This window comes from Burkholderia sp. JKS000303, from assembly GCF_002563755.1.
GTDB classification, from domain to species: domain Bacteria; phylum Pseudomonadota; class Gammaproteobacteria; order Burkholderiales; family Burkholderiaceae; genus Burkholderia; species Burkholderia anthina_B.
Genome location: NZ_PDBZ01000002.1, coordinates 1,106,177 through 1,130,974, shown reverse-complemented (window position 1 = coordinate 1,130,974; position 24,798 = coordinate 1,106,177). Strand labels below are relative to the sequence as shown.

Genomic DNA, 24,798 nt, shown 5'->3' with positions numbered 1-24,798 from the left:
GGCAACTTTGAGGAAACTGCAATGAAACTGAAATTTCTTGGCGCACTCGTGGCGGCCGGTGTTCTCGGTGGCGGCTCGCATGCCTACGCCGCCGGATGCGGAAGCGTGACGATCGCGAGCATGAACTGGCAAAGCGCCGAGTTGGAAGCGGCTGTCGACAAGGCGATTCTCGGCGACGGCTACGGCTGCCAGGTGAACACCGTGATCGGCGACACCGTGCCGACCATTACGTCGATGGTCGACAAGGGCAAGCCGGACGTCGTGTCGGAAGGCGCGATTGCGTTGCTGCCCGCGATCGTGCAACGCGGGATCGACGAGAAGAAGATCGTGATGGGCGCGAAGACCATTCAGGAGGGCGCGGTCTACGGCTGGTACATCCCGAAGTACGTCGCGGATGCGCACCCCGACATCAAGACGATTCCGGACGCGCTCAAACATCCCGAGCTGTTCCCCGATCCGGAAAATCCCGGCAAGGGCGCGATCTACAATGGCCCGCAAGGGTGGGGGATGACGGTCAATACGGCTCAACTGTTCAAGGCGTACAAGGCCCAGCAGGCCGGGTTCCGGATCGTCGATACGGGATCGGCGGCGGGGCTGGACGGATCGATGGCGAAGGCCTACGAACGGAAGCAGGCATGGCTCGGGGTGTACTGGTCGCCGACTTCCCTTCTCGGCAAATACCAGATGGTGAAGCTCGACGCCGGCGTGCCGGTCGACCAGGCGGAGTGGAAGCGCTGCACGACGGTGGCCAGCTGTCCCGATCCGAAGCCGACGGGCTGGCCGGTCGGGCAGTTGTATACATTGATCGCCAAACCGTTCGCGGATAAAGCCAGCCCCGACGTGATGAAGTATCTCAACACGCGCAGCTTCAAGACCGCCGACCTGCAGCAGATCATGCTGTGGATGACGGCCAACCAGGCCACCGGCGAAGACGGCGCGAAGCGCTTCCTGAAGGAAAAGCAGGACGTGTGGACGAAGTGGGTGACGCCAGCTGCCGCGGAGAAGGTCAAGGCGTCGCTGTAAGCGCACACGCGGGCCGGGGATCGTCGTCGATTCCGGGCGCGTCGAACCCCGACGGGCGGATGGCTTGGATGGCCGCCGCCCGTCGGTGGCGTATACGGCGCGGCGGAACGGCGGCGCGGGCGACTCAGACAACACGATTCACGGTGAAGCAGGCATGGACGGTGCAAAAGGTTATCGGCGGCTCATCCCTTCGTTGACGGCGCTGGTGGAGTTCGAGGCCGTCGCGCGGCTTCGCAGCTTCACGCAGGCCGCGTCCGAGCTCGGCGTCACGCAGGCCGCCGTCAGCCGGCAGATCCGGTTGCTCGAGGAACAGCTCGGCGTGCGCCTGCTCGATCGCCTGCACCGCACGACGACGCTGACCAACGAAGGCGCGGCGCTCTATGCCGTCGTGGCCGAAGCGATGGGCAAGATCGCCGGCGTGTTCGACCGGCTGTCGACCGGGCTCGAAGACGAGGAACTGGTGCTCGCCACGACGGCGGCGTTTTCGCACTTCCGGCTGATGCCGAGCCTCGCGCGGCTCAAGGCGTTGCACCCGAACCTGCGCATCCGTCTCACGACGACGATGTTTACCGCCGATCTGCGCCATACCGAGGTGGACGCCGTGGTTCGCTGGGGCGACGGCAAGTGGAGCGACGGGAGCGCGCATCTGCTGTTCGACGAACAGGTGTTCCCGGTATGCTCGCCGGCCTGGCGCGACGAGTACGGCACGCCCGGCTCGCTCGACGAGCTCGCGAACATGACCTTCATCGAGGAAGACTCGACATCCGAGGGCTGGCTGAGCTGGGACAAGTGGTTTCGCGCCGTCGGCGCGCGCCCGGCCAAGCTCAGGTACGGCGTGCGCACCTGCCTGTATCCGGACGCGGTCCAGGCGGCCTTGCTCGGGCAGGGCGTCGCGCTCGGGTGGAGCCGGTTGCTCCACGAACATCTCGCGTCGGGCGACCTGGTGCGTCTGATGGATGTCACGCTGCCGTTGAACGACGCGTATTACCTGGTCGTGCCGCACGGACGGTCGATCACGCCGACGATCCAGACGCTGATCGACCTGTTGAAGGACGACGCAGGCGTCGCGTGACGTGAGGCGCGTGCCGACTGGTACGCGCCTCCGCGCATTCGGCGTCGCGCGTTTCAATTGCTTGATCATCCTGATCACTGATGCAGTTTCGCCCTCCGGGTGAACTGCCTTGTCCCGCGACCGTCGAGCGCATTGGGTCGATGGCGCGGGATTTTTTTGTTCTTCGTGGATTTCCGTGGGTGTCGCTTGTCGACCCATTCCCGTCACTTGTCCTTCGAACTGCAACGTCCGTTTTCAACGGTCTAGCTGCCCTTCGTGCGCGCCGCGCAACGCCGCTTGTTGAACTGTCCGTGATTGGGCGCCCCTTCAGCCTGCCGTCGATGGTCATTGATGAATGGTTCGTGCGACTTGAGAAACCCGTCCGAACGCAGCATCTCATGGTCGAGAAGCTGATTCGACCGGATACGAGTCGCCGTTTCGACACGCCGGATAAAGCGAGCGAAGTTCAAGCATCTTGAATGCACGCTCGATGGAGATACAAATATGGCCGATCTCCCCGCCGAATTGATATAGGTGGAGATTGTTGAGTGCGGCGGCGCGATCGTCCTGCTGGAGTTCCGTGAACACTCAAGCTTTCGCGCTCGGCGTTCTACGAGATGCGTAAACACGGACTCCGAGCACGCGAGATTCACATCGGCCGCCGCGTGTTGATCGCGAGGCGCGCAATCCGTGAGTGAGAAGAGCCGATGGTCGATCGCTGGAGCGCTGAGCATTTTCTTGCGGACGGAACGCAGGCGAACTGGGATGCGAAAAGGACGATGATTATGCAAAGAGCATGGGCGCTTACTTGCTGGACGACACGACACTGATATCACGACATTGGCGGGAGCTTGGATGCTACACTTACAAAGTGTTACATCAACTTAATCGCGTGTTTCTGAAGAACAAAACTGAGACGGGGCTATACGATGGAAACGGAACGCATTCTTTGCTTCGCCAACTCGCGGCGGAAGCCAGGGGGCGATGCGTCGCGGGATGGGAAATTCTTCACAACGGGCAACTGGGGCCCTGGATTCGGTCTATCAGTGCGAGGCGCAGTTAGCAGCAGTATCGCGGAAGCGGCGGCTACCCGCAGGTTCTTGATGAATTGTATGTGCCCTTGATTGAGGCAAAGCCACATGGTTGTGCTCGGGCGCCCCTGACCATTAATTCTCTATATTAAATGCCATGATTAATTTGTCAAAAAATAAACTTATCCTGCAATCCATTAATTTCCATTGAAAATAAAATGACACTTGTCGTTAGCTGGACTAGAGCTACTCATACAGGACGTGAATTGTGGATGATGTCTGATAGCAGGCTAAGTGGCGGAAAAATTTGGGACTATGGTCCGAAAATATTTGGCGTTGGTCGAAGTGATGCAATAATCTCATTCGCAGGAGAAACTGACTGGACTTATCCACTAATTGCGCAGATCACATCTTATATTGAATCATTTGTGAATTTGCGCGATAGAGTGCTGGATGTTTCCGATGCATACGATTTGATTATAAATATGTTAAACGAATCGTTAAAATTCGTCTCCGACACCAACCCAGTGCTTCCAGAACTAAGCCTGCCAAAATGCTCGTTCATCTTTGCAGGTTATTCCGCCAGACTAAAGGATTTCTTCGTCCGCCGCATCGTCTTTCACCCAAAGCGAAGAAAATTTGAGAGCAGGCCTGCGCGAAAGGTAGCCGGAGAGTTCATTACATACATTGGCGACGAAGAACCTTTGGGCGCAATGGTTCGCCATATCTCCGAAAATCGAAAAAAATATTGGGGAATTGAAAAAAAGTTGGACATGCTTCCGGCCGAAGCATTTTATACTATTCTTTCTTCCAAGAAATTTAGGGATATCGGTGGCGCACCTCAAATATCGAAGGTGTACCAAAACATGAACCAAAGACATTTCGGCGTTTACTGGCCGCCGGAACTACCCCATCAAAAACAAGACATTTTTCTTCGTGGTCATCGCTTAAGAAAGTCCGATGCACTTGACCACCCATGGGTTTACGATCCCGAGGCGGCCCGGTTATTTTGGCACGACTTTTCTCCAGATACGAGAAGAGCGAACTCTTCGGTTCCCGAAGAAATCAACGAGTTTGCAATTACATCAACGCAGCCGGATCCATCGATCGACATTGATTCGGAAACTAGTCGTTAGTGGAACTGCCGCCTGGCATCGGCGATGCTGAAGTACTCAAAATTCAACGGTTGCGGGTAATGCATGCTCAATATGCAGACATTGAAGTGTTTGCATGCAGTTACTTTACCAAATGTAGAGGATTTGCAGACGTGCTGGCACGATATCGGAAATCAATTTCCAAGTTGGTGACGTTGCTTCGGAAGGTTCAGTCGAATCCGGAAAATTTTGATCAGTTGCTTGTGCTTCAACGCGAGATAGTTTCCCGCATTCGTCGGACCGACCAGCGAGTCGCTGAGCTCAAGTCACTTAAACGAGAACTAACTCGCGGAAAAAGAGGCGGAGGCCTCTCCAAAGCTGATGCCAGATTGATCAAGGAAGAGATTGCAGCAGTTTCCGGAGCCGTGCGTTTTTACCAATGGCTCCTTTTCGTTTGGCGCAGCTTCGGTGACAGCATCGCTTTTGTCTATCTGGATAAATTTTCCATCAAACACATGATCTTCAATGTTGATGATGGAGCAAAAAAGGAAGCAGCGGGGGCCCTTGCGGGCAAAGAAGGTTTCGAACACGAATGGCGGTTAGTCCGCTTGATGGCACGCCAAGGGATTCCCGCCATGTTATGCGATATATCCAATGTGCTTCGCCACGGAGATGTCTGCATTCTAGCTGGGCTGGACCCCATTCCCATCGAGGTGAAAGCGAGTGAGAACAGCAACGCACGTGTCGAGAGGCAACTTGAAAATATCAAGAAGATTCGAGATTTTTACGAAACCGATATCTCATTTAACTTCCGTGGTCATGAGCGCCTTCGACGCGTCGAGTTGCCAACGCCCAAAACGAACCATGCGGCAGTATTAAATAAATGCATCGAATTGTCGCTAGAGACCGGAGGAATGGCGATCTCGCCCGAACCCGGACTTGTCTACGCATGTTTGAGGGGCGGTGACATAGACGACGTCCTCTCGCCGCATTTAAACCCTAGTTGTTCCGTGGTTATGTTGAACCGGGCAAAGGCAGAGGGAGACTGGGGAATTTATCTGCCGTTTTTGTTGTCCATCAATTGTAGTCAGGCAATCTTCGAATTCCTCAACGGAGATATCACACTCATAGTAAGTGTTGACGTGAATGAACTGAAGCACACATACGCGAAGCACGGACTCCACGCGGACCTTACGGAGCAAGGCTTGATAGTCTCGCGGCTAGGTGCTCAGCCAAACAAAGACATATTCGTGACGACATCTCCTGGATTTCTGAGCAGAATTTTCTACGAGTTTGAGTCGATTGACGCGCTCGCAGGCATGCAGAAGCTTCACATTGAATCAATCGAGGCAAATTCGTTAAACCCAGCCTTAAGCTGATTGCAGAACTACCTGCGCAAAAAAGCCCCAGGCGAACCGGGGCAGTTTAACAAGTGGGCCAGGCGTTATACGGTCAACATCGCTGCTTCTGCCGATCGGTGCTATGCAATGCGCGGTTTCCGGCTAGTTTTCTCAGCGTCCAAGTGGGTAAATGACCGAAACTGGTCGACATCGAGCCGTACGTCTCGGTCGGGTGAGCAACTCCTCATGGCCGAACTCGGCCGGCCTCCGCCCTGCGACGCGCGATTGTCGACTTCCGACTCGAAGCGGTCCTTCGATTGGCGGCGAAGTGCCGTGACCTGGTAGGCGCATGGACGTCCTACCGTCAAGGCTTGCGAACGGCAGTTCCTGGCCGAACGCCGACGTTCCCCCCGGAGTTCCCCAGCGTTCCCCCGGAATTCCGCGATGAACTATTTTTTTGCGTCCCGAAGCCAGCCGAATCCGTCGCGAAAGACCCTGTCCGGCGGCCGCTATCGACCCATAATCCAATGTAATGAATCGCGGAAAATAAAGCGCATTGACGCGTTTTTCCGGCCCTCCAATACTGCGGCTAACGCGGGATCGATCGAAGTCCCGCTTCCCCATCACCGTTGGAGAAGACGATGTCAGACGTTCAGTTGAAGCCGCTTGGCGAACTCGTGCGCAGCCGCGAGCCGGGCTGCGGGTTGCCGGGCGAAGTGTTCAGCCGCCAGGATGTATTCGACACGGACGTCGACATCTTTTTCAACCAGCACTGGATCGTGGTCGGCGTGACCGCCGATGTCCCGGAGCCGGGCGATGTGTCGGTGGTCGACATCGGCCGGGCGTCGGTCATGATCGTGCGCGACGACGACGAAGGCATCCGTGCATATCGCAACGTATGCCGCCATCGTGGCGCACGCCTGAAGGAAGCGGGCAAGTCGACGGTCGGCATGCTCGTGTGCCCGTATCACCAGTGGACCTACGACCTCGACGGCAGCCTGCGCCACACCAAGCACATGGGCAAGGACTTCGACAGCACCTGTCGCAATCTGTTGCCCGTGCACGTGAAGGTGGTCGGCACGCACGTGTTCGTGTGCTTCGCGGACGAGCCGCCGGCCGACATCGCGCACCTGGAAGAAACGATGGGGCCGCGCTTCGCGCCGTACGAACTGCAGAACACGAAGATCGCGTTCGAGTCGGAGATCGTCGAGGACGGCAACTGGAAGCTCGTGATGGAGAACAACCGCGAGTGCTACCACTGCGAGGCCGGGCATCCGGAGCTGACGCAGTCGTTCCTGCCCGAGTCGACCGGTTCCTGCGCGGACGACATGGACGAAGCGGCGCTGAAGGCCCAGCAAGCGTACGAGAAGCTCAATGCCGACACGCAAGCCAACTGGGAAAGCGAAGGCTGGGTGTGCAAGGCGGTCGAGGCGCTGTCCGGCGACGTCGCGACGCATTTCCGCACCGAGCGTCTGCTGATCGCAGGTCACGGCGAATCGCAGACGATGGATACGAAGGTCGCATCGCAGAAACTGCTGGGCGATATTACGCGCCGCGACCTCGGCGACACGCACATGTGGACGCACAACTCGTGGACCCACGTGATGAGCGACCACGCGATGATCAGCTACATCATCCCGCTCACGCCGGAAAAGACGCTGGTTCGCACGAAGTGGCTCGTGCATGCCGATGCGGTGGAAGGCGTCGACTACGACCTGACGAAGCTGACCGAGGTCTGGGTCGCGACGAATGCGCAGGACGCGAGCCTGGTGGCGATCAACCATCGCGGCGCGCGGGACCCGGGATACATCCCGGGCCCGTACTCGCCGTCCACCGAAAACTACGTCGATCAGTTCGTCGGATGGTATGCGGGGCGTCTCGACGCGCACGGTATCTGACGCGCGAGCGCCGATGCCGTCACGTGCACTGCTCGGCCTGCGCCGACACGGCGGCGCGCGGCGCGCGCTTGCGCGTCGCGAGCCAGCACAGGATCGAGCCGCCGCACACGCAGAACGCGCCGAGCCAGAAGCCGGACGACAGCGACGCGTTCAGCAGCAGCGCGGCGAGGGCAGCCGAGATGACCGGGATGAAGTACGACACGCCGGCCAGGATCGCGACGTTGCCGCGCATGATGCCGATGTTCCACGCGGAATAGCCGAAGCCCGTCGCTGCCGACGCGAGCAGCAGGTAGGCGAGCGCATTGAAGTTGAAGACGATCGTGTGCTCGCCGTCGAACAGGTATTTGATCCACAGCGAGACCGCGACCATGATGAAGAACAGCGTGATGCCGTTCTTGCCGTTCGCGATCCGGATCGTCACGGTGCAGTACGCGGCCCAGATCAGCGAGCCGACGAACGCCAGCCCGTAGCTGAACGGGTTGTCGGCGATATTGGCGAGCATGCCGGCGGTATCGAGCCCGTGCTCGCCGCCCAGCACGCAGCCCACGCCGACCATCGCGAGGATCACGCCCGGCACGATCAGCAGGTTCGCGCGCTGGCCGAGGAACAGGATCGCGAACACCATCGTGAAGGTGGGCCACAGATAATTGACCATGCCGACTTCGATCGCCTGGCGCGCCGTATGCGCGTCGCCGATCGACAGCGACAGGCACCATTCGTACGCGACGAACAGCGCGCTGCCCCACAGCAGGTAGCGGCGCGGGACTTCGCCAAGACGCGGCAGCCCGGTCGTCACGAGCAGCAGTGCCGCCGCTCCCGTGTAGATCATCGCGGCGCCGCCGGTTGCGCCGAAACTCTCGCTCAGGCCGCGAATCAGCCCGACCATCGAACTCCATAAAACGATTGCGACGAGTCCAGTCAGCGTCGCCCTGTTCCTGCTGTTCATGCTTGTTCCTGCCGATACCGGGTGAATGTGTTGCTGCGGGCCGATGGCCCGCCAGATGCGACAAACCGGCCGCGATCGCTCGTGGCGATCGCGGCCGGCATGCGGGTGTCGCGCGGCGATGATTTTATGCGGTGCGGGTCGGTACGTCGATCCAGATGGTCTTGATCTCGGTGTACTGGTCATGCGCCCAGATCGACTTGTCGCGGCCGCCGAACCCGGAAGCCTTGTAGCCGCCGAACGGGGTCGTGATGTCGCCTTCGCCGAAACAGTTGACCGTCACCACGCCGGCCTGGATCGCACGCGACAGATGAATCGCGTCGTTCAGGTTTTGGGTGTAGACCGACGCCGCGAGCCCGTACACCGAATCGTTCGCGAGCGCGATCGCCTCGTCGGTGTCCGTGAAGGTCGTGACGGCCAGCACCGGCCCGAACACTTCCTCCTGGAACAGCGCGTGGTCCGGGCGCACGCCGTCGACCACGGTCGGCTCGACGAAGATGCCGTGCTCGGTCGATCCGCCGAACACGACGTCGAGCTTGTCCGTGCCGACCTGGTCGAGATACGCGCGCACCTTGTCGAAGTGCGCCTTGCTGATCAGCGAACCGACGCGATGCTCGGGATCGAGCGGGTCGCCCATCTTCCATTCGCGCATCTGCACGCCGATGCGCTCGAGCAGCGCCGACTTGATGTCCGCGTGCACGATCAGGCGCGACGACGCCGAGCAGTTCTCGCCCATGTTCCAGAACGCGCCGTTCACCACGTGCTGCGCGACCGCGTCGAGGTCCGTCACGTCGCGCATCACCACGGCCGGGTTCTTGCCGCCGCATTCGAGCACGATGCGCTTCAGGTTCGATTCTGCCGCGTAGTGCAGGAAGCGCCGGCCGGTGGCGGTCGAGCCGGTGAAGCTGACCATCGCGACGTCCGGATGGCGACCCAGCGGCTCGCCGACTTCCTTGCCGCCGCCCGGCAGCACGTTGAACACGCCGGCCGGCACGCCGGCCTCATGCGCGAGTTCCGCCACGCGCAGCGCGGTCAACGTGGTTTCCATCGCCGGCTTGACGACGATCGAGCAGCCGGCCGCGAGCGACGGGCCGATCTTCCACGCCAGCATCAGCAGCGGGAAGTTCCACGGCAGCACCAGGCCGACCACGCCGATCGGCTCGCGCACCACCAGCGCCAGCGCGTTCGAGCCGACCGGCGCGGTGTTGTCGTAGACCTTGTCGGTCAGCTCCGCGTGCCAGCGGATCGTGTGGATCGTTTCCGGGACGTCGATGTTCTGGCATTCGCGGATCGGCTTGCCGCTGTCGAGGCTTTCCATCGTCGCCAGTTCGTGCGCGTGCTGTTCGAGCAGATCGGCGAACCGCAGCAGGATCGACTTGCGCTGCGACGGCGGGAGTTGCCGCCAGCGGCCGTCGGCGAAGGCCGCCTTGGCGCGCGCGACGGCATCGTCCACGTCGGTGGCGTCGCATGCCGCGACGTGCGCGAGCACCTGATCGGTGGCCGGGTTGACCGTTGCGAACGTGTTGCCGGAGTGGGCGGGGCGAAACGCCCCGTCGACGAAGGCTTGCGTCGGCAGTGTCAGCCCGGCCGCGATGGCTGCGTATTGCGATGCGCTGAGCAGTTCCGCCATCAGGCCTGGCCCCCGACGATCGCCGCGATCTCGTGCTTCACGTCGGCGACGATCTGCTTGAGCACTGCCTTGTTCGCGTCGTCGAGCGGTTGCAGCGGTGCACGCACGCCGCCGCTGCGCAGGCCGACGAGTTCGCTGCCGTACTTGATCGACTGCACGAACTTGCCCGCGTCTTCGAGGAAGTCCATCAGCGGCAGCATCGCCGACATGATGCGGCGGCCCTTGCGGAAGTCGTTCTCGACCACGCATGCCTGGTGCAGCGCGACGTGTTCGGCCGGCAGGAAGTTCGACCCCGCGCAGACCCAGCTGTTCGCGCCCCACGCGAAGAATTCGAGCGCCTGGTCGTCCCAGCCGCAGGACACGCTGATGTTCGGGAATTCGCGCGCCAGCATGTGGAGCTGGCCGGTGCTGCCCGAGCTTTCCTTGATCGCGACGAAGTTCTTCGACGCGGCGGTGACGGTGCGGAAGAACTCGCGGCCCATCGACACTCCCATGCGCGCCGGGTAGTTGTAGAGCATCACCGGCAGGTCGGCGGCGCGGTCCACGGCGATCGCGTGGGCGGCGTTTTCCTGCTCCGTCGGCAGTGCGTACGGCGGCGAGCCGACCAGGATCGCATCGGCCTTGATCTCGCGGGCCGACTTCGCGTATTCGATCGAGTCTTCGGTGCGGATCGCGCCGGTGCCGATCACGAGCGGCACGCGCGTGCCGATCACCTGCTTCGCGTACGCGCCGAGGTCGATGCGTTCCTGCATGGTGTGCGCGTAGTACTCGCCGGTCGAGCCGCCGATGATGATGCCGTGCACGCCCGCGCCGATCAGGTACTCGAGGACTTCGGCGAACGCCGCCTTGTCGATGCCGCCTTCGGCGGTCAGGGGCGTGATGGCCGGCGTGTAGATGCCATTGAAATTCATGATGTGCTCCAGCGAATGAAAGTAGGCGTTGCGTTGGAAATGCCGACGCCGCGACGGCCGCGGCGTGCGTGTAATGCGTATCAGTGACTGAGCGAAGCGGCTTCCTGAAGCGACAGCGAAGCCGTCTCGGGGGCGAGTGCGACCGATGCGATCAGGCCGACGATCGACACGGCCGCGGCCGCGTACATCGTGTTGCCGATGCCGACGTTCTGCAGTGCGATCGGTACCAGCCAGGTGCCGACCGCCGCGCCGATGCGCGACAGCGATGCGCCCATGCCGACCGCGAACGCGCGGATGTCGGTCGGGAAGATTTCGTTCGGATAGACGAGCTGCAGCACCTGTGCGCCGCCGATCAGCAATGCGTACGCGCCGAACAGCACCAGGATCAGCATCGCCGAGCTGTCCGAGCACGCGCCCAGCGCCAGCAGCGCGAGCGCCGACCACAGGAAGCTGTGGATCACCAGCGCACGGCGGCCGAGCGTATTGATGATGCGCGTGGCGATCGCGCAGCCGACCACGAACAGCAGCGTGATGGCCACCGAACCGTACGCTTCCCAGTCGCCTTCGAGGCGCAGCGCCTGCAGCACGCGCGGTGCGAACGAATAGACCGCGAACACCGGAATCACCGAGCAGGTCCAGAACAGCACCACGAACAGCATGCGTTTGCCGTAGCCCGAATGCAGCAGCGCGCCGAGCGACACCTTGCGGTCGACCGGTTCTTCCGGCAGGTTGCGGATCGAGAACGACGGCCCGTACACCTTGCGGATCACCGCTTCGGCTTCCGCCTTGCGGCCCTTGTTGAGCAGCCAGCGCGGCGACTCCGGCGTGCCGATGCGCACCAGGAACAGCGCGACGCCGATCACGGCCGGGCTCGCCAGCACCCAGCGCCATGCGTCGGGGCCGCCTTTCGCGAGCTGGATGTTGCCGACGATGTACGCGAGCGCCGCGCCGAAGAACCAGATGATGGTCAGCATCGCGAGACGCGGGCCGCGGTACTTGCGCGGCATGAATTCGGTCAGCAGCGAGCCGGCGACCGGATATTCGATGCCGACGCCGATGCCGGTGATGAAGCGCAGCACGAACAGCGCCTCGCCCGACTGCACCCAGAACTGCGCGATCGAGCAGACGATGAACAGCACCGGCCCGAAGAAATACGGCCGGCGGCGCCCCATCCGGTCGGTCAGCCAGCCACCGAGGAAGCCGCCGACGAAGATGCCGAGCAGCGCCGACGCCGCGACCATGCCTTCCCAGAAACTGGTCAGGTGCAGCGCGGCCGAGAATTGCACCATGGCCACGCCGATGATGCTGAGCACGTAGCCGTCCATGAGCCAGCCGCCGCCCGATCGCACGGTGAGCAACTGGTGAAATCCGTTGAGGGGTACGTCTTCGATGGATACCGTTGTTTTTGCCATTCGCTGTTGTCTCCTGCCTGATGTCCTGTGAGTGGGCGCGATCTCCGCGGGCGCGCCGTGCGGCGGCGGCCCGATCGCTGAAGCCCGGATTCGATGGTGTCGTCGTGTGGTGCGGCCCGTTCAGCTCTCCAGACCGGCCTTGCGCTGGCCCCACCAGAGCGTGGCGTTCACGCCGGCCGACAGGAACGGCTCGGGCGGCGTGCGGTTCGGGCCCGACGTCGCGAGCAGGAAGTCGGTCAGCGCGTCGCGCTTGCCGGCCAGCCAGTCGGCGAGCAGCGTGCCGGTCACGGTGCCGCGCGTGATGCCGAGGCCGTTGCAGCAGAGCGCGCCATAGACGTTCGGCGCGAGCTGCCCGAAGAAGCCCTTGTGGTTCTGCGACAGCGCGAGCGAGCCGCTCCACGTGTAGTCGAATTCGACGTCGGGCAGCACCGGGAAGCGGCGTTCGAACGAGAGCCGATGGCGCGCCAGCGCGCGTGCGCGGTGGCGATCGTTCGGGCGGCCGTTCGGATTGAAGCTGAAGCTGTTGCGGATCAGGATGCGGTTGTCGTGGGTGCGCCGCACCGTGCTGCCGAACGGGTCGGCCGGAATCACGCCCCAGAACGGCTGGCCGCCCAGTCGCGCCTGCTCGGCGCCGGTCAGCGGGCGCGTCAGGCTGGCGTACAGGAACACCGGCAACATCGTGCGCGCGAGGAAACCGAAGCGCATGCCGAACGCGTTGTTCGCCAGCACCAGCTTGTCGACGGTGATGCGTCCGCCGGCATGCGCGAGCACGATCCTGTCGCCGTATTCGACGTCGGTGATCGCGGTGTGCTCGTAGAGCGTCACGTTCGACGGCAGGCTGTCGGCCAGGCCCTTCACGAGCGCCGACGGCTGCAGCAGCATCGTGCCGGGCGTGAAGAGGCCCTTGCGGTAGAAGTCGGTGCCGATATGCGACGGCAGGTCCTTGCCTTCGATCACTTCGTACGGCTGGCCGAGCTTGTCGAGACCGCGCCGGTACGCGTCGAGCACCGCGATGCCGCGCGGCTCGACCGCTGCCTGGTACTTGCCGGACGCGCGCAGGTGGCAGTCGATGCCGTGCTCGTCGACCAGCGAGCGCAGGACCGACTGGCCGAGCAGGTTCAGCTGCAGGGTCATCTTCGCGGTGTCGATATCGCCGATGTAGTCGTCCGCGCCGATGTCGTGCGGCAGGTCGATCGCGAAACCCGCATTGCGCCCGGACGTGCCGAAGCCGACGTCCTGCGCGTCGACCAGGACGACTTCGTCGTCGGGGAAGTTCAGCGCGAGCTGACGCGCCGCGGCAAGCCCGGTGAAGCCGGCGCCGATCACGCCCCAGCGCGCCTTCGTCGTGCCCGTGTGCGACGGCCGCGGCACGCGCGGCGGGCTCGTGTGATACCAGCCGCACGCTTTGTCGTCGGCGGGCAGCGCACCGACCCTGACCTTGCGCGCATCGCGCTGCGGCTGCGCAACCTCTTCTACCGTCGGCGAAGTAACCCTAAGCATTCTGAATCCAGTGTCTCGTTGATTGATACGACACGTGCGTGCGAAGGCGCCCATGTCCTGATTCGCGATGTCAGCCGCTGGCTGTGCGGGTGATTCAGGTCGGCGGTGGTACCTGGATCGCCCTTGTCCGACTCCCTGGATCGGTCCGGTCGGCGCCACGAAGGCACGCGAGACACCGCGCCAGAAAGAAAATATTTTGTCGTGCGTCTAATAAACTATAGTTAGTAGACAGACTATAGTCCAACAATCGGATGGCGGGAATCGCGGGTTAACCCTCGACGAATGCAGTGGCTGGATGGGCGATGGAGGAGACGGCGGGTGACGGGGCGGGGGGCATGCCGCGTTGCGCGGCCGTCGAGGCGGGAACGGGAGCCGGCGGCGCACGCAGCGCGCAGACCGGCGGGGCAAGGGACGGCGCTAGCCATGGCCCCGGGCGGGGCCGTATAGTACGCGCTTCACATTGACGAGAGCGTTATGAAAGGAACGGGTGGGGATTCGGCACCGGCGGATACGACGCAAACGGTCGATCGCAAGTCGGCCTTGGGCGAGGCGTTGCGACGCCGGATCGTGAACATGGAGCTGGCGCCGGGCGCGTTGATCGACGAAGCCGCACTGGCCGACGAGTTCGGCATGTCGCGCCCGCCGATCCGCGAGCTGATCCGGCAGATGGCGGCGGAAGGCTATATCGAGCTCGAGACGAATCGCGCGCCGCGCGTGTCGTCGATGAATTTCCAGTCGCTGCGCAGCTTTTTCATCGCGGCGCCGGTGATCTATATCGCGACCACCCAGCTCGCGGCCCTCAATGCCACGCCCGACGACATCGCGCGGCTGCGTGCGATCCAGGCGCAGTTCCGTGCGGCGATCGCCAGCGGCAATGTCGTCAACCGCGTGATCTACAACGACGAATTCCACCTCGAGATCGGCCGGATCGCGCAGAACGATTACCTGATGCCGAGCTTGCGCCGCCTGCTGATCGATCACGCGCGGCTCGGGAAGATGTTCTACCGCTATCCGACGACGGACACGATGCAGCACACGCTGGAAAGCGCCGTCGTCCAGCACGACCAGATCATCGACGCGCTCGAGCGGCAGGACGCCGACGCGGCCGGGCAACTGGTGCGCGATCACTTCGAATTGTCGCGCCGGCGGATGACCGAGTATGCGGCGCCGCAGGGGATGGCCGTTTCCGTGAACCTCGGCGATCCGGTGCTGGCGCAGGACAGGCGATAGCGGCAGGGTTGGCTATCGCTTGGTGGTCGCGGATCGGCCGGCGGGCCGGCGCGGTCACTGGCGTGGGGCGCTGGCGGCCGGCCTTGCAACGAGGCCGGATTCCGCGATCGGCCGGGGCGCAGGCCCGGATGCGTGTTGCCCGCGGATTCTCGAACTGCGATCCGCTGCCGAATTTCGATCCCGATGACTTTACGGCGCGATCGGGCCCTCCCATAACCGGGTTCCTTCGGCGACTCCCATAACCGGCACCCTATCGTCGACCGGCACTGGCCACACGCGAACGGTTGCTTCGTTCGACGCCCCGCCGCACACACCGGCACACCGCTTGCTCACATCGTTTTCCACGAAGCCGGCGCCCGCCCGACCCGCATCCGGCCCGCTCCTTGCCTGCGCCGCCCGCGCATCGCGTGGCCGGTTTTGTCACCATGTGGGCCGGATATGACAATGGGAAACGGCCGGCGCGGCATTACGATGGGTCATGACGTCGCCTGGAGCTGGCCGGTTTTGCCGTAGCGGGCTCAGTGGCGCACCCCCTTCACTGCCTGATTGGAACATCGACCATGAGCTATAACGCCCCCGTCAAGGACATGCTGTTCGTGCTGAAGGAACTCGCGGGCATCGACGCCGTTGCGCAGTTGCCGGGCTTCGAGGAAGCCGGTTACGACACGGCGCAGGCCGTGCTCGACGAGTCCGCGAAATTCTGCGGCGAGGTGCTCGCGCCGCTGAACGTCGAAGGCGACCGCAATCCGAGCAGCTGGAAGGACGGCGTCGTGACGGCGACGCCCGGCTTCGGCGCCGCGTTCCGCCAGTTCGTCGAAGGCGGCTGGCAAGGCCTGCAGCATCCGGCCGAATACGACGGCCAGGGCCTGCCGAAGCTGATCGCCACGCCGTGCATCGAGATGCTGAACGCGTCGAACCTGTCGTTCGCACTGTGTCCGCTGCTGACCGACGGCGCGATCGAAGCGCTGCTGACGGCCGGCACCGACGAACAGAAGCAGCGTTACGTGCCGAAGCTGATCTCCGGCGAATGGACGGGCACGATGAACCTGACCGAGCCGCAGGCCGGTTCGGACCTCGCGCTGGTGCGCTCGCGCGCGGAGCCGCAGGGCGACGGCACGTACAAGGTGTTCGGCACCAAGATCTTCATCACGTGGGGCGAGCACGACATGGCGGACAACATCGTCCACCTGGTGCTGGCGCGCACGCCGAACGCGCCGGAAGGCGTGAAGGGCATTTCGCTGTTCATCGTGCCGAAGTTCATGGTCAACGAAGACGGCTCGCTCGGCGCGCGCAACGACGTGCACTGCGTGTCGATCGAACACAAGCTCGGGATCAAGGCGAGCCCGACGGCGGTGCTGCAGTACGGCGACCACGGCGGCGCGATCGGCTACCTGATCGGCGAAGAGAATCGCGGCCTCGAATACATGTTCATCATGATGAACGCGGCGCGCTTCGGCGTCGGGATGCAGGGGATCGGCGTGGCCGACCGCGCCTACCAGAAGGCCGCCGAATTCGCGAAGGAGCGCGTGCAGAGCCGCCCGGTCGACGGGTCGGCCAAACAGTCGGTGACCATCATCCATCACCCGGACGTACGCCGGATGCTCGGCACGATGCGTGCACTGACCGAAGGCGCGCGCGCGCTCGCCTACGTGGCCGCCGCGCACAGCGACATTGCCCACCGCCATTCGGACGAGGCGACGCGGGTGCGTCATCAGGCAATCTACGAATATCTGGTGCCGGTCGTGAAGGGCTGGAGCACCGAGATGGTGAACGACGTGGCGAGCCTAGGCGTGCAGGTGCACGGCGGGATGGGCTTCATCGAGGAAACCGGCGCGGCGCAGTACTACCGCGATGCGCGGATCCTCGCGATCTACGAAGGCACGACTGCGATCCAGGCAAACGACCTCGTCGGCCGCAAGACGCTGCGCGACGGCGGTGCGGTCGCCAACGCACTGATCGCCGAAATCGGCGAGACTGTCGCGGCGCTCGGCAAGCTGGACGGCGCGGCGGCGGCGTCGATGAAGGCGCAGCTCGAGCAGGGCGCGCGGTCGCTGTCGGCGGTGGTGGATTACGTGCTGGCGAACGCGAAGCAGGACCCGAACGCGGTGTTCGCGGGCAGCGTGCCGTACCTGAAGCTCGCGGGTGTCGTGCTGTGCGGCTGGCAGATGGCGCGCGCGTTGCTGGCGGCGCAGGCGAACCGCGCGAGCGACACGGCGTTCTTCGATGCGAAGATCGCGATCGCGCAATGCTATGCGGAACATGTGCTCGTGCAGGCAGTCGGCCTCGAAGCGTCGATCGTCGGCGCGAAGGGCAACGAGAGCGTGCTCGCGTTGACGGAAGACCAGTTCTGACCGTAACGGTCGGGGCGCAGGAGGAGACAGGATTTTGACCACACAGGACTTGCTCGCGCAGTACGGCCCGCGCGAATCGATGGAATACGACGTCGTGATCGTCGGCGGCGGCCCCGCCGGGCTGTCTGCGGCGATCCGGCTCAAGCAGCTGGCCGCCGAGAAAGGCGCCGAGATCGGCGTGTGCGTGCTCGAAAAGGGTTCCGAGATCGGCGCGCACATCCTGTCGGGCGCGGTGATGGATCCGCGCGCGATCACCGAACTGTTCCCCGACTGGAAGGAACGCGGCGCCCCGCTCACCGTCGACGTGACGGAAGACCGCTTCCTGTTCCTGTCCGAGAAGAGCGCGGTGCAGACGCCCAACTGGGCGCTGCCCGCCAACTTCCAGAACCACGGCAACTACGTGATCTCGCTGGGTAACGTGACCCGCTGGCTTGGGGCACAGGCCGAGGCGCTCGGCGTGGAGATCTTCCCGGGTTTCCCGGCCGCGGAAATTCTCTACAACGACGACGGCTCGGTCAAAGGCGTCGCCACCGGCAACATGGGCGTGGGCAAGGACGGCGAGCCGACCGAGAACTTCCAGCTCGGCATGGAGCTGCACGCGAAGTACACGCTGTTCGCCGAAGGCTGCCGCGGCAACCTCGGCCGTCAGCTGATCTCGAAGTTCAAGCTCGACGCGAACGCCGATCCGCAGGCGTACGGGATCGGCATCAAGGAACTGTGGGAAATCGATCCCGCGAAGCACAAGCCGGGCCTCGTGATCCACACGGCCGGCTGGCCGCTGAAGTCCGACACGTACGGCGGCTCGTTCCTGTATCACATGGACAACAACCAGGTCGTGGTCGGCTTCGTGGTGGGCCTGGGCTACACGAACCCGTATCTTTCCCCGTTCGAGGAATTCCAGCGCTACAAGACGCATCCGTCGATCCGCGCGTTCCTCGAAGGCGGCAAGCGCGTGTCGTACGGCGCGCGGGCGATCACGGCCGGCGGCCTGCTGTCGCTGCCGAAGACGGTGTTCCCGGGCGGCGCGCTGATCGGCGACGACGCGGGCTTCCTGAACGCGTCGCGGATCAAGGGCAGCCACGCGGCGATCAAGACCGGCATGCTGGCCGCCGACGCCGCATTCGATGCGCTGCAGGCAGGCCGTCAGTCGGACGAGCTGAATGCCTACCCGGACGCCTTCAAGCAATCGTGGCTGCATACAGAGCTGTACCGCGCACGCAACTTCAAGCAGTGGATGGCCAAGGGGCTGTACCTCGGCACGCTGATGGTCGGGCTCGAACAGAAGGTAATGGGCGGCAACGTGCCGTGGACGCTGCACCACAAGCATGCGGACCACGAGATGCTGAAGCCGGCGTCGCAATGCACGCCGATCGAGTATCCGAAGCCGGACGGCAAGCTGACGTTCGACCGGCTGTCGTCGGTGTTCATCTCGAACACGAACCACGAGGAGAACCAGCCGGCGCACCTGACGCTGAAGGATGCGAGCGTGCCGGTGAACGTGAACCTGCGCACGTACGCGGGGCCGGAGGGGCGCTTCTGCCCGGCGGCGGTGTACGAGTTCGTGAAGAACGACGACGGCAGCGACCGGCTGGTGATCAACGCGCAGAACTGCGTGCACTGCAAGACCTGCGACATCAAGGACCCGACGCAGAACATCGTGTGGGTCACGCCGGAAGGCGGTGGCGGGCCGAATTACCCGAACATGTAACGCAAACGCATCCCTGCGCCCGCGGGCGCGAACGAACCGGAGTGAGACGATGAGCAATGCAGCGAAGGAAGTCGTGGTGGTGAGCGGTGTCCGTACCGCGATCGGCGATTTCGGCGGGAGCCTGAAGGATTTCTCGCCGACCGATCTGGGTGCGAAGGTGGTCGCCGAAGTGCTGTCGCGCGCGAACGTGCCGGGCGATGCGGTCGGCCATGTCGTGTTCGGCCACGTCGTGAACACCGAGCCGAAGGACATGTACCTCGCGCGTGTCGCGGCGATCAACGGCGGCGTCGCGCAGCATGCGCCGGCGCTGACGGTGAACCGTCTGTGCGGCTCGGGCCTGCAGGCGATCGTGTCGGCCGCGCAGACGATCATGCTCGGCGATGCCGACGTCGCGATCGGCGGCGGCTCGGAGAACATGAGCCGTGCGCCGTACACGGTGCCGGCCGCGCGCTTCGGCCAGCGCATGGGCGACGGCAAGCTCGTCGACATGATGCTCGGCGCGCTGCACGACCCGTTCCAGACGATCCACATGGGCGTGACCGCCGAGAACGTCGCAAAGAAATACGGCATTTCGCGTGACGCGCAGGATGCGCTCGCGCTCGAATCGCATCGTCGCGCGGCGCGCGCGATCGCCGAAGGGCGCTTCAAGGACCAGATCCTGCCGATTTCGATCCGCACGAAGAAGGGCGAGGTCGCGTTCGACAGCGACGAGCACGTGCGCCACGATGCCGGCCCGGACGATTTCACGAAGCTCAAGCCGGTGTTCGCGAAGGAGAACGGCACGGTGACGGCCGGCAACGCGTCGGGGATCAACGACGCCGCCGCCGCGGTGCTGATGATGAGCGCGGACGCCGCGCGCGCGCAGGGCGTGAAGCCGCTCGCGCGTCTGGTCGCGTATGCGCATGCGGGCGTCGATCCGGCGTACATGGGCATCGGCCCGGTGCCGGCCACGCAGAAGGCGCTCGAGCGCGCGGGCCTGAAGATCACCGATCTCGACGTGATCGAGGCGAACGAGGCGTTCGCCGCGCAGGCATGCGCGGTCACGCAGGAGCTCGGCCTCGATCCGGCCAAGGTCAACCCGAACGGCTCGGGCATTTCGCTCGGCCACCCGATCGGCGCGACGGGCGCGTTGATCACGGTCAAGGCGCTGTACGAACTCAAGCGCATCGGCGGGCGTTATGCGCTCGTGACGATGTGTATCGGCGGCGGTCAGGGGATTGCGGCGATCTTCGAGAACATCTGATAATCGACCGCTCAAGCACCCGAACACACAGGAATCGTATGGCCATCGAAACCGTCGGCGTCGTGGGCGCCGGAACCATGGGCAACGGCATTGCGCAAACCGCGGCCGTTGCAGGACTCAACGTCGTGATGATCGACGTCAGCGATGCGGCGCTCGACAAGGGCGTCGCCGCGCTCAAGGGCAGCCTCGAGCGGCTCGTGTCGAAGGACAAGCTCGACGCCGGCGCACGCGACGCCGCGCTCGCGCGCATCACGACGTCGACCGATTACGCGAAGCTCGCCGCGGTCGACATCGTGATCGAAGCCGCGACCGAAAACGTCGAGCTGAAGAGCCGCATCCTGAAGCAGATCGAGTCGGTCGCGCGGCCCGATGCGATCATCGCGACCAACACGTCGTCGATCTCGATCACGTCGCTCGCGGCGCTGCTCGCCGATCCGTCGCGCTTCGTCGGCATGCACTTCTTCAACCCGGTGCCGCTGATGCCGCTCGTCGAGATCATCCGCGGGCTGCAGACGAGCGAAGCAACGGCGTCGGCCGTGCGCGCGCTGACCGAGCGTTTCGACAAGTCGCCGATCGGCGTGCGCAACGCGCCGGGCTTCGTCGTGAACCGGATCCTTGTGCCGATGATCAACGAAGCGTTCTTCGTGCTGGCCGAAGGCATCGCGTCGGCCGAGGAGATCGACGCGGGGATGAAGCTCGGTGCGAACCATCCGATCGGGCCGCTCGCGCTGGCCGATCTGGTCGGTCTCGACGTGTGCCTCGCGGTGATGGACGTGTTCCTGAAGGACTTCGGCGACACGAAATACCGCGCATGCCCGCTGCTGCGCGAGATGGTGTCGGCCGGGCGCCTCGGGCGCAAGACCGGGCGCGGGGTGTACGACTACGGCAAGTAAGCGGCGCGTCGGTGCCACTTCGTGCGGCCGCCTTCGGGCGGCCGTTTGTTTTAAGCGGCGCGCTTATGCGTCGAGCACCGCCAGATCCCGCGGCAACGCGACCGCGTGGATTCAGCAGATGAATGGAGGCGTTCCGGGGCGAGTCGAACGGCGCAACCGCACGCGGCCATTTTAGAAAAACTTAAGGGACGCGCAGCACAAGGCCTCTGTTCGGCGGAATTGTGGATTTTTAAGCTTGGTCCCGGTCGTTTCAACCTGTCGGCCGGGCACGCGCAACGCAAGTAGCGCCGCCTCGATCCGAGTCCCCTGGAGCACACATGAAAAACGCAATTGCCGGTCTGGTCATGCTGGTGTCCGCTGTTTCCGCCCATGCGGGCGACGCGACACGCCTTCGTTTCGGCGTGGATCCGTCCTACGCACCGTTCGAGTCGAAAGCGCCGTCGGGGCAACTCGTCGGCTTCGACATCGATGTCGGCAACGAGATCTGCCGCCGTTTGAACGCGCGGTGCGTGTGGGTCGAGACGGCATTCGACGGTATCATCCCGGCGCTCAAGGGCCGAAAGTTCGACGCGATCCTGTCTGCAATGTCGGTCACGCCGCAGCGCGAGACGCAGGTCGCGTTCTCCACGTCGCTGTTCAATACGCCGAGCCGGCTGGTCGGCCCGCGCGGCCGCGACCTCAAGCCGACCGTCGCGTCGCTGCGAGGCAAGCGCGTTGGCGTCGCGCAGGGCTCGACGCAGGAGACCTATGCGCGCACGTACTGGGCACCTGCCGGCATCGAGATCGTGTCGTACGCGAACCAGGAACTCGTATACAACGATCTGCGCGCCGGCCGCCTCGACGCGACGCTGACCGACATGATCTCCGCGAGCGAAGGGTTTCTGAAAACGCCGCAAGGGGCGGGCTATGCATTCGTCGGCGAGCCGGTCGTCGACGAGAAGACGCTCGGCAAGGGCGTGGCGATCGGCTTGCGCAAGGAGGACGGCGCGCTGCGCGACAAGATCGACGGCGCGATCGCCGCGATGAACCAGGACGGCACGTTCCGCCGGCTGGAACGCCACTATTTCGATATCGAACGGTCGAATCCGTAACCGGATACGGTTCCATCGCGTGCCGTCCGGCAGATTGGATGCCGGGCGGCGCTCAGATCAGCAGGTCGACCGATTGCAGCACGTTGCGCGCATGCGGCGACGCGGATGACAGCGCCGTGCGGATCGTCTCGATCAGGCAGTCGAGAAAGCATTCGGCCGCCGGCCCCGGCGGTCGATCGCTGCGCGAGATCACGCTGACCAGGGCCTCTTCGAGCGACTCGCGCAATGGCAGTGCGCTGCGCCCGGGTCGGCATCCGGCACACGTGCTGCGTCGTGCTACGCGGCGCCCGTCGGGCACGCCGCGATCAACTGGTCGCTCACCTGCTGCTGCTCGCGCGCACGCGTGAGCAGCCAGCGATGGAAGCTGCGGCATTCCGGTTTGTCGAACGCGCTTTTCTTCCACGCGAGGAAGTATGGCCACGGCAGCGGCAGCCCCGACGCAAGCGGCACGACGAGCCGCCCGGCGGCGACGTCGTCGGCGATCATCGACGATTGGGCGAGCACGAAGCCGTGGCCGTCGATCGCGGCCTGGATCGCGACACTCGACAGCGAGAAGGCATGGCGGACCGGTGCCGCCATCGATGCATCCACGCCATGCGCGTCGAACCAGTCCTGCCACGACGGCGGCGACGCGAACTTCGGCTGCCAGTCGATCGCGATCAACGGGAACGGCAGCAGGTCGGCCGCCGCCGCGAGCGGCGCGCGATCGTGCAGCAGGTGCGGACTGCAGGCGGGTACCACCGCGTCGCGAAACAGCTCGACCGCGTTGTCGACGTCGGCGACGCGATCGCCATAGCTGATCCGGAAATCGATCTCGCAGCCGTCCGGAAACGGCTCGGTATGCGTGCCGTCGAGATAGAGGCTCAGTTCCGGGTAGGCCTGCTGCCATTCGATCACGCGCGGCGCGAGCCATTTCGACAGCAGCGACGGCAGCGCGCTGATCCGCAGGTTGCGGTCGTGCCGCGAGCGCTCGACTTCCGCGTGCGCGATGCGCAGCCGTTCGAACGCGTCCGCGCAGCGCTCGTGGTAGCGGCGCCCGGCCGTCGTGAGCCGCAGCCGCTTGCCGTCCTTCTCGAGCAGGCTGAGGCCGAGGGTGTCCTCGAGCAGTTTCATCTGCTGGCTGACGGCGCCCGCCGAAATGCCGAGGCGCTTCGCGGCTTCGGCGATGCCGCCGCAGCGACCGACGGCTTCGAAGACCTGCAGCGCGCGCAACGGAGGAAGCGTACTCATGGCAGTGGATCCGGCAAAAGCGTGATCGTAGACGAAATTCGTTTTAGAGATACTAAAGCATCGATCAGTTTTGGGTAGCTATTCTTTCCTGTCGGGGTTTCTTATGCTTCGGTCTGACGCATCGAGACCGGAGAGCGCGGCGCGCGGCTCCGAACAACAGGAGAATCGGATGTTTTTGAGAAACGCTTGGTATGTCGCGGCATGGGACAAGGATGTCACGCGCCGGCTGACGCCCGTGACGATGCTCGGCGAGCGCATCGTGCTGTACCGCAAGGCCGACGGCACGCCGGTGGCGCTCGAGGACGCGTGCCCGCACCGGATGCTGCCGCTATCGATGGGCCGGCTGACGGGCGACGACGTCGAATGCGGCTATCACGGCCTGACGTTCGACTGTTCCGGCGCGTGCGTGCGCGCGCCGGGCTCGGCCCGGATTCCGGCCCAGGCGATGGTGCGGCGGTACCCGGTCGCGGAGCGCTACGGGCTCGTGTGGGTGTGGATGGGCGACGAAGCGGCCGCGGATCCGGACGCGATCCTGACGATCGACGAATGGAACGATCCGGCATGGGGCCTCAATCGCGGCGATGCGATGACCGTCGATTGTCATTACCTGTACATGACCGACAACCTGCTCGATCCGTCGCATGTCGCGTGGGTGCATCGTTCGTCGTTCGGCAACGCCGCGTGCGAATCCGAGCCGTTGAAGACGAGCGTCGCCGACAACGGCGTGACCGTGTCGCGCTGGATGCGCGACGTCGACGTCGCGCCGTTCTACGCGAAATTCGTCCGCTTCCCGGGGCGCTGCGATCGCAAGCAGCATTACGAGGTGCGGTTTCCGTCGGTCGCGGTGATCAAGGCGATCTTCACGCCGGCCGGCACCGGCAGCGACGACGGTGTCGTGCATCCGGACGTGTTCCTGATGAACTCGTACAACTTCATGACGCCGGTCGACGATGCGCATACGCGCTACTTCTGGTTCCAGACGCGCAATTTCGCGCCGGGCGACGCACAGGTGTCGCGTGCGTTCGACGAGGACGTGCGCCATGCGTTCGAGGAGGATCGCGTGGTGCTGGCCGCCGTGCATGCGGGCATGGCGCGCCGCCGCAAGCCGAACATCGATCTCGCGATCGATTCCGGGCCGCTGCGGTTCCGGCGCGCGCTCGGCCAGATGATCGACGCCGAGCAGGCGGCGGCTGCCGTCGCGTGCGAGGCGGGGCGATAA

The 24,798-nt window shown here is 63.9% G+C and carries 20 protein-coding genes; 13 read left to right on the top strand and 7 right to left on the bottom strand.

The window, feature by feature from the left end:
- Positions 1–21 precede the first annotated feature (21 nt).
- The 6 genes from BX604_RS27175 (at position 22) to BX604_RS27155 (ending at position 7,437) form a co-directional block, all read left to right on the top strand.
- Positions 22–1,023, top strand: a complete 1,002-nt coding sequence (locus BX604_RS27175; protein WP_098553862.1) for a glycine betaine ABC transporter substrate-binding protein — start codon at positions 22–24, stop codon at positions 1,021–1,023.
- Between the two features lie 154 nt (positions 1,024–1,177).
- On the top strand, positions 1,178–2,095 hold the full coding sequence (locus tag BX604_RS27170; RefSeq protein WP_098553861.1) for a LysR substrate-binding domain-containing protein: 918 nt from the start codon (positions 1,178–1,180) through the stop codon (positions 2,093–2,095).
- An 80-nt stretch (positions 2,096–2,175) separates the two neighbouring features.
- A complete protein-coding gene (locus BX604_RS38660; protein ID WP_143748132.1) occupies positions 2,176–2,553 on the top strand; it encodes a hypothetical protein in 378 nt (125 codons plus the stop codon).
- Between the two features lie 770 nt (positions 2,554–3,323).
- Positions 3,324–4,241 (top strand): hypothetical protein, encoded by a 918-nt coding sequence (locus tag BX604_RS27165; RefSeq protein WP_179894895.1) that lies wholly within the window; start codon positions 3,324–3,326, stop codon positions 4,239–4,241.
- Positions 4,241–5,578 (top strand): hypothetical protein, encoded by a 1,338-nt coding sequence (locus BX604_RS27160; RefSeq protein WP_143748131.1) that lies wholly within the window; start codon positions 4,241–4,243, stop codon positions 5,576–5,578. Before BX604_RS27165 ends, BX604_RS27160 begins: the two co-directional genes overlap by 1 nt.
- Before the next feature lie 602 nt (positions 5,579–6,180).
- Positions 6,181–7,437 carry an aromatic ring-hydroxylating oxygenase subunit alpha gene (locus BX604_RS27155; protein ID WP_098554075.1) on the top strand — a complete coding sequence of 419 codons (1,257 nt, stop codon included), beginning with the start codon at positions 6,181–6,183 and terminating at the stop codon, positions 7,435–7,437.
- 19 nt (positions 7,438–7,456) lie between these two features.
- Here the strand turns inward: BX604_RS27155 and yddG are convergent, their stop codons facing one another.
- From yddG to BX604_RS27130, 5 genes are all read right to left on the bottom strand, one after another.
- Complete coding sequence (gene yddG / locus BX604_RS27150; protein ID WP_098553859.1) at positions 7,457–8,383, bottom strand: aromatic amino acid DMT transporter YddG; 927 nt, start codon at positions 8,381–8,383, stop codon at positions 7,457–7,459.
- Between the two features lie 124 nt (positions 8,384–8,507).
- On the bottom strand, positions 8,508–10,010 hold the full coding sequence (locus tag BX604_RS27145; protein ID WP_098553858.1) for an aldehyde dehydrogenase: 1,503 nt from the start codon (positions 10,008–10,010) through the stop codon (positions 8,508–8,510).
- A complete protein-coding gene (locus BX604_RS27140) occupies positions 10,010–10,921 on the bottom strand; it encodes a dihydrodipicolinate synthase family protein (protein ID WP_098553857.1) in 912 nt (303 codons plus the stop codon). The genes BX604_RS27145 and BX604_RS27140 overlap by 1 nt, the downstream gene beginning before the upstream one ends.
- An 80-nt stretch (positions 10,922–11,001) precedes the next feature.
- Positions 11,002–12,333, bottom strand: coding sequence for an MFS transporter (locus BX604_RS27135; protein ID WP_098553856.1), 1,332 nt, complete (start codon positions 12,331–12,333; stop codon positions 11,002–11,004).
- Between the two features lie 120 nt (positions 12,334–12,453).
- The gene (locus tag BX604_RS27130; RefSeq protein WP_257146452.1) at positions 12,454–13,656 is read right to left on the bottom strand and encodes an NAD(P)/FAD-dependent oxidoreductase; all 1,203 of its coding nucleotides are present in this window, start codon (positions 13,654–13,656) and stop codon (positions 12,454–12,456) included.
- 651 nt (positions 13,657–14,307) lie between these two features.
- Here BX604_RS27130 and BX604_RS27125 point away from each other — a divergent pair.
- From BX604_RS27125 to BX604_RS27100, 6 genes are all read left to right on the top strand, one after another.
- On the top strand, positions 14,308–15,063 hold the full coding sequence (locus BX604_RS27125; RefSeq protein ID WP_098553854.1) for a GntR family transcriptional regulator: 756 nt from the start codon (positions 14,308–14,310) through the stop codon (positions 15,061–15,063).
- Between the two features lie 560 nt (positions 15,064–15,623).
- The gene (locus BX604_RS27120; protein WP_098553853.1) at positions 15,624–17,414 is read left to right on the top strand and encodes an acyl-CoA dehydrogenase; all 1,791 of its coding nucleotides are present in this window, start codon (positions 15,624–15,626) and stop codon (positions 17,412–17,414) included.
- Between the two features lie 79 nt (positions 17,415–17,493).
- A complete protein-coding gene (locus BX604_RS27115) occupies positions 17,494–19,122 on the top strand; it encodes an electron transfer flavoprotein-ubiquinone oxidoreductase (RefSeq protein ID WP_373562443.1) in 1,629 nt (542 codons plus the stop codon).
- Positions 19,123–19,171: 49 nt separating this feature from the next.
- Positions 19,172–20,365 carry a beta-ketothiolase BktB gene (gene bktB / locus BX604_RS27110; RefSeq protein WP_098553851.1) on the top strand — a complete coding sequence of 398 codons (1,194 nt, stop codon included), beginning with the start codon at positions 19,172–19,174 and terminating at the stop codon, positions 20,363–20,365.
- A gap of 38 nt (positions 20,366–20,403) precedes the next feature.
- The gene (locus tag BX604_RS27105) at positions 20,404–21,258 is read left to right on the top strand and encodes a 3-hydroxybutyryl-CoA dehydrogenase (protein WP_098553850.1); all 855 of its coding nucleotides are present in this window, start codon (positions 20,404–20,406) and stop codon (positions 21,256–21,258) included.
- A 317-nt stretch (positions 21,259–21,575) separates the two neighbouring features.
- Positions 21,576–22,349, top strand: coding sequence for an ABC transporter substrate-binding protein (locus BX604_RS27100; RefSeq protein ID WP_096506064.1), 774 nt, complete (start codon positions 21,576–21,578; stop codon positions 22,347–22,349).
- A 52-nt stretch (positions 22,350–22,401) separates the two neighbouring features.
- On the opposite strand, the gene BX604_RS39135 is transcribed toward BX604_RS27100, so the two are convergent.
- Positions 22,402–22,575, bottom strand: a complete 174-nt coding sequence (locus tag BX604_RS39135) for a hypothetical protein (RefSeq protein WP_179894894.1) — start codon at positions 22,573–22,575, stop codon at positions 22,402–22,404.
- 50 nt (positions 22,576–22,625) lie between these two features.
- Positions 22,626–23,579 carry a LysR substrate-binding domain-containing protein gene (locus tag BX604_RS27095; RefSeq protein WP_098553849.1) on the bottom strand — a complete coding sequence of 318 codons (954 nt, stop codon included), beginning with the start codon at positions 23,577–23,579 and terminating at the stop codon, positions 22,626–22,628.
- A gap of 169 nt (positions 23,580–23,748) precedes the next feature.
- Here BX604_RS27095 and BX604_RS27090 point away from each other — a divergent pair, with 169 nt between their 5' ends.
- Positions 23,749–24,798, top strand: a complete 1,050-nt coding sequence (locus tag BX604_RS27090) for an aromatic ring-hydroxylating dioxygenase subunit alpha (RefSeq protein ID WP_098553848.1) — start codon at positions 23,749–23,751, stop codon at positions 24,796–24,798.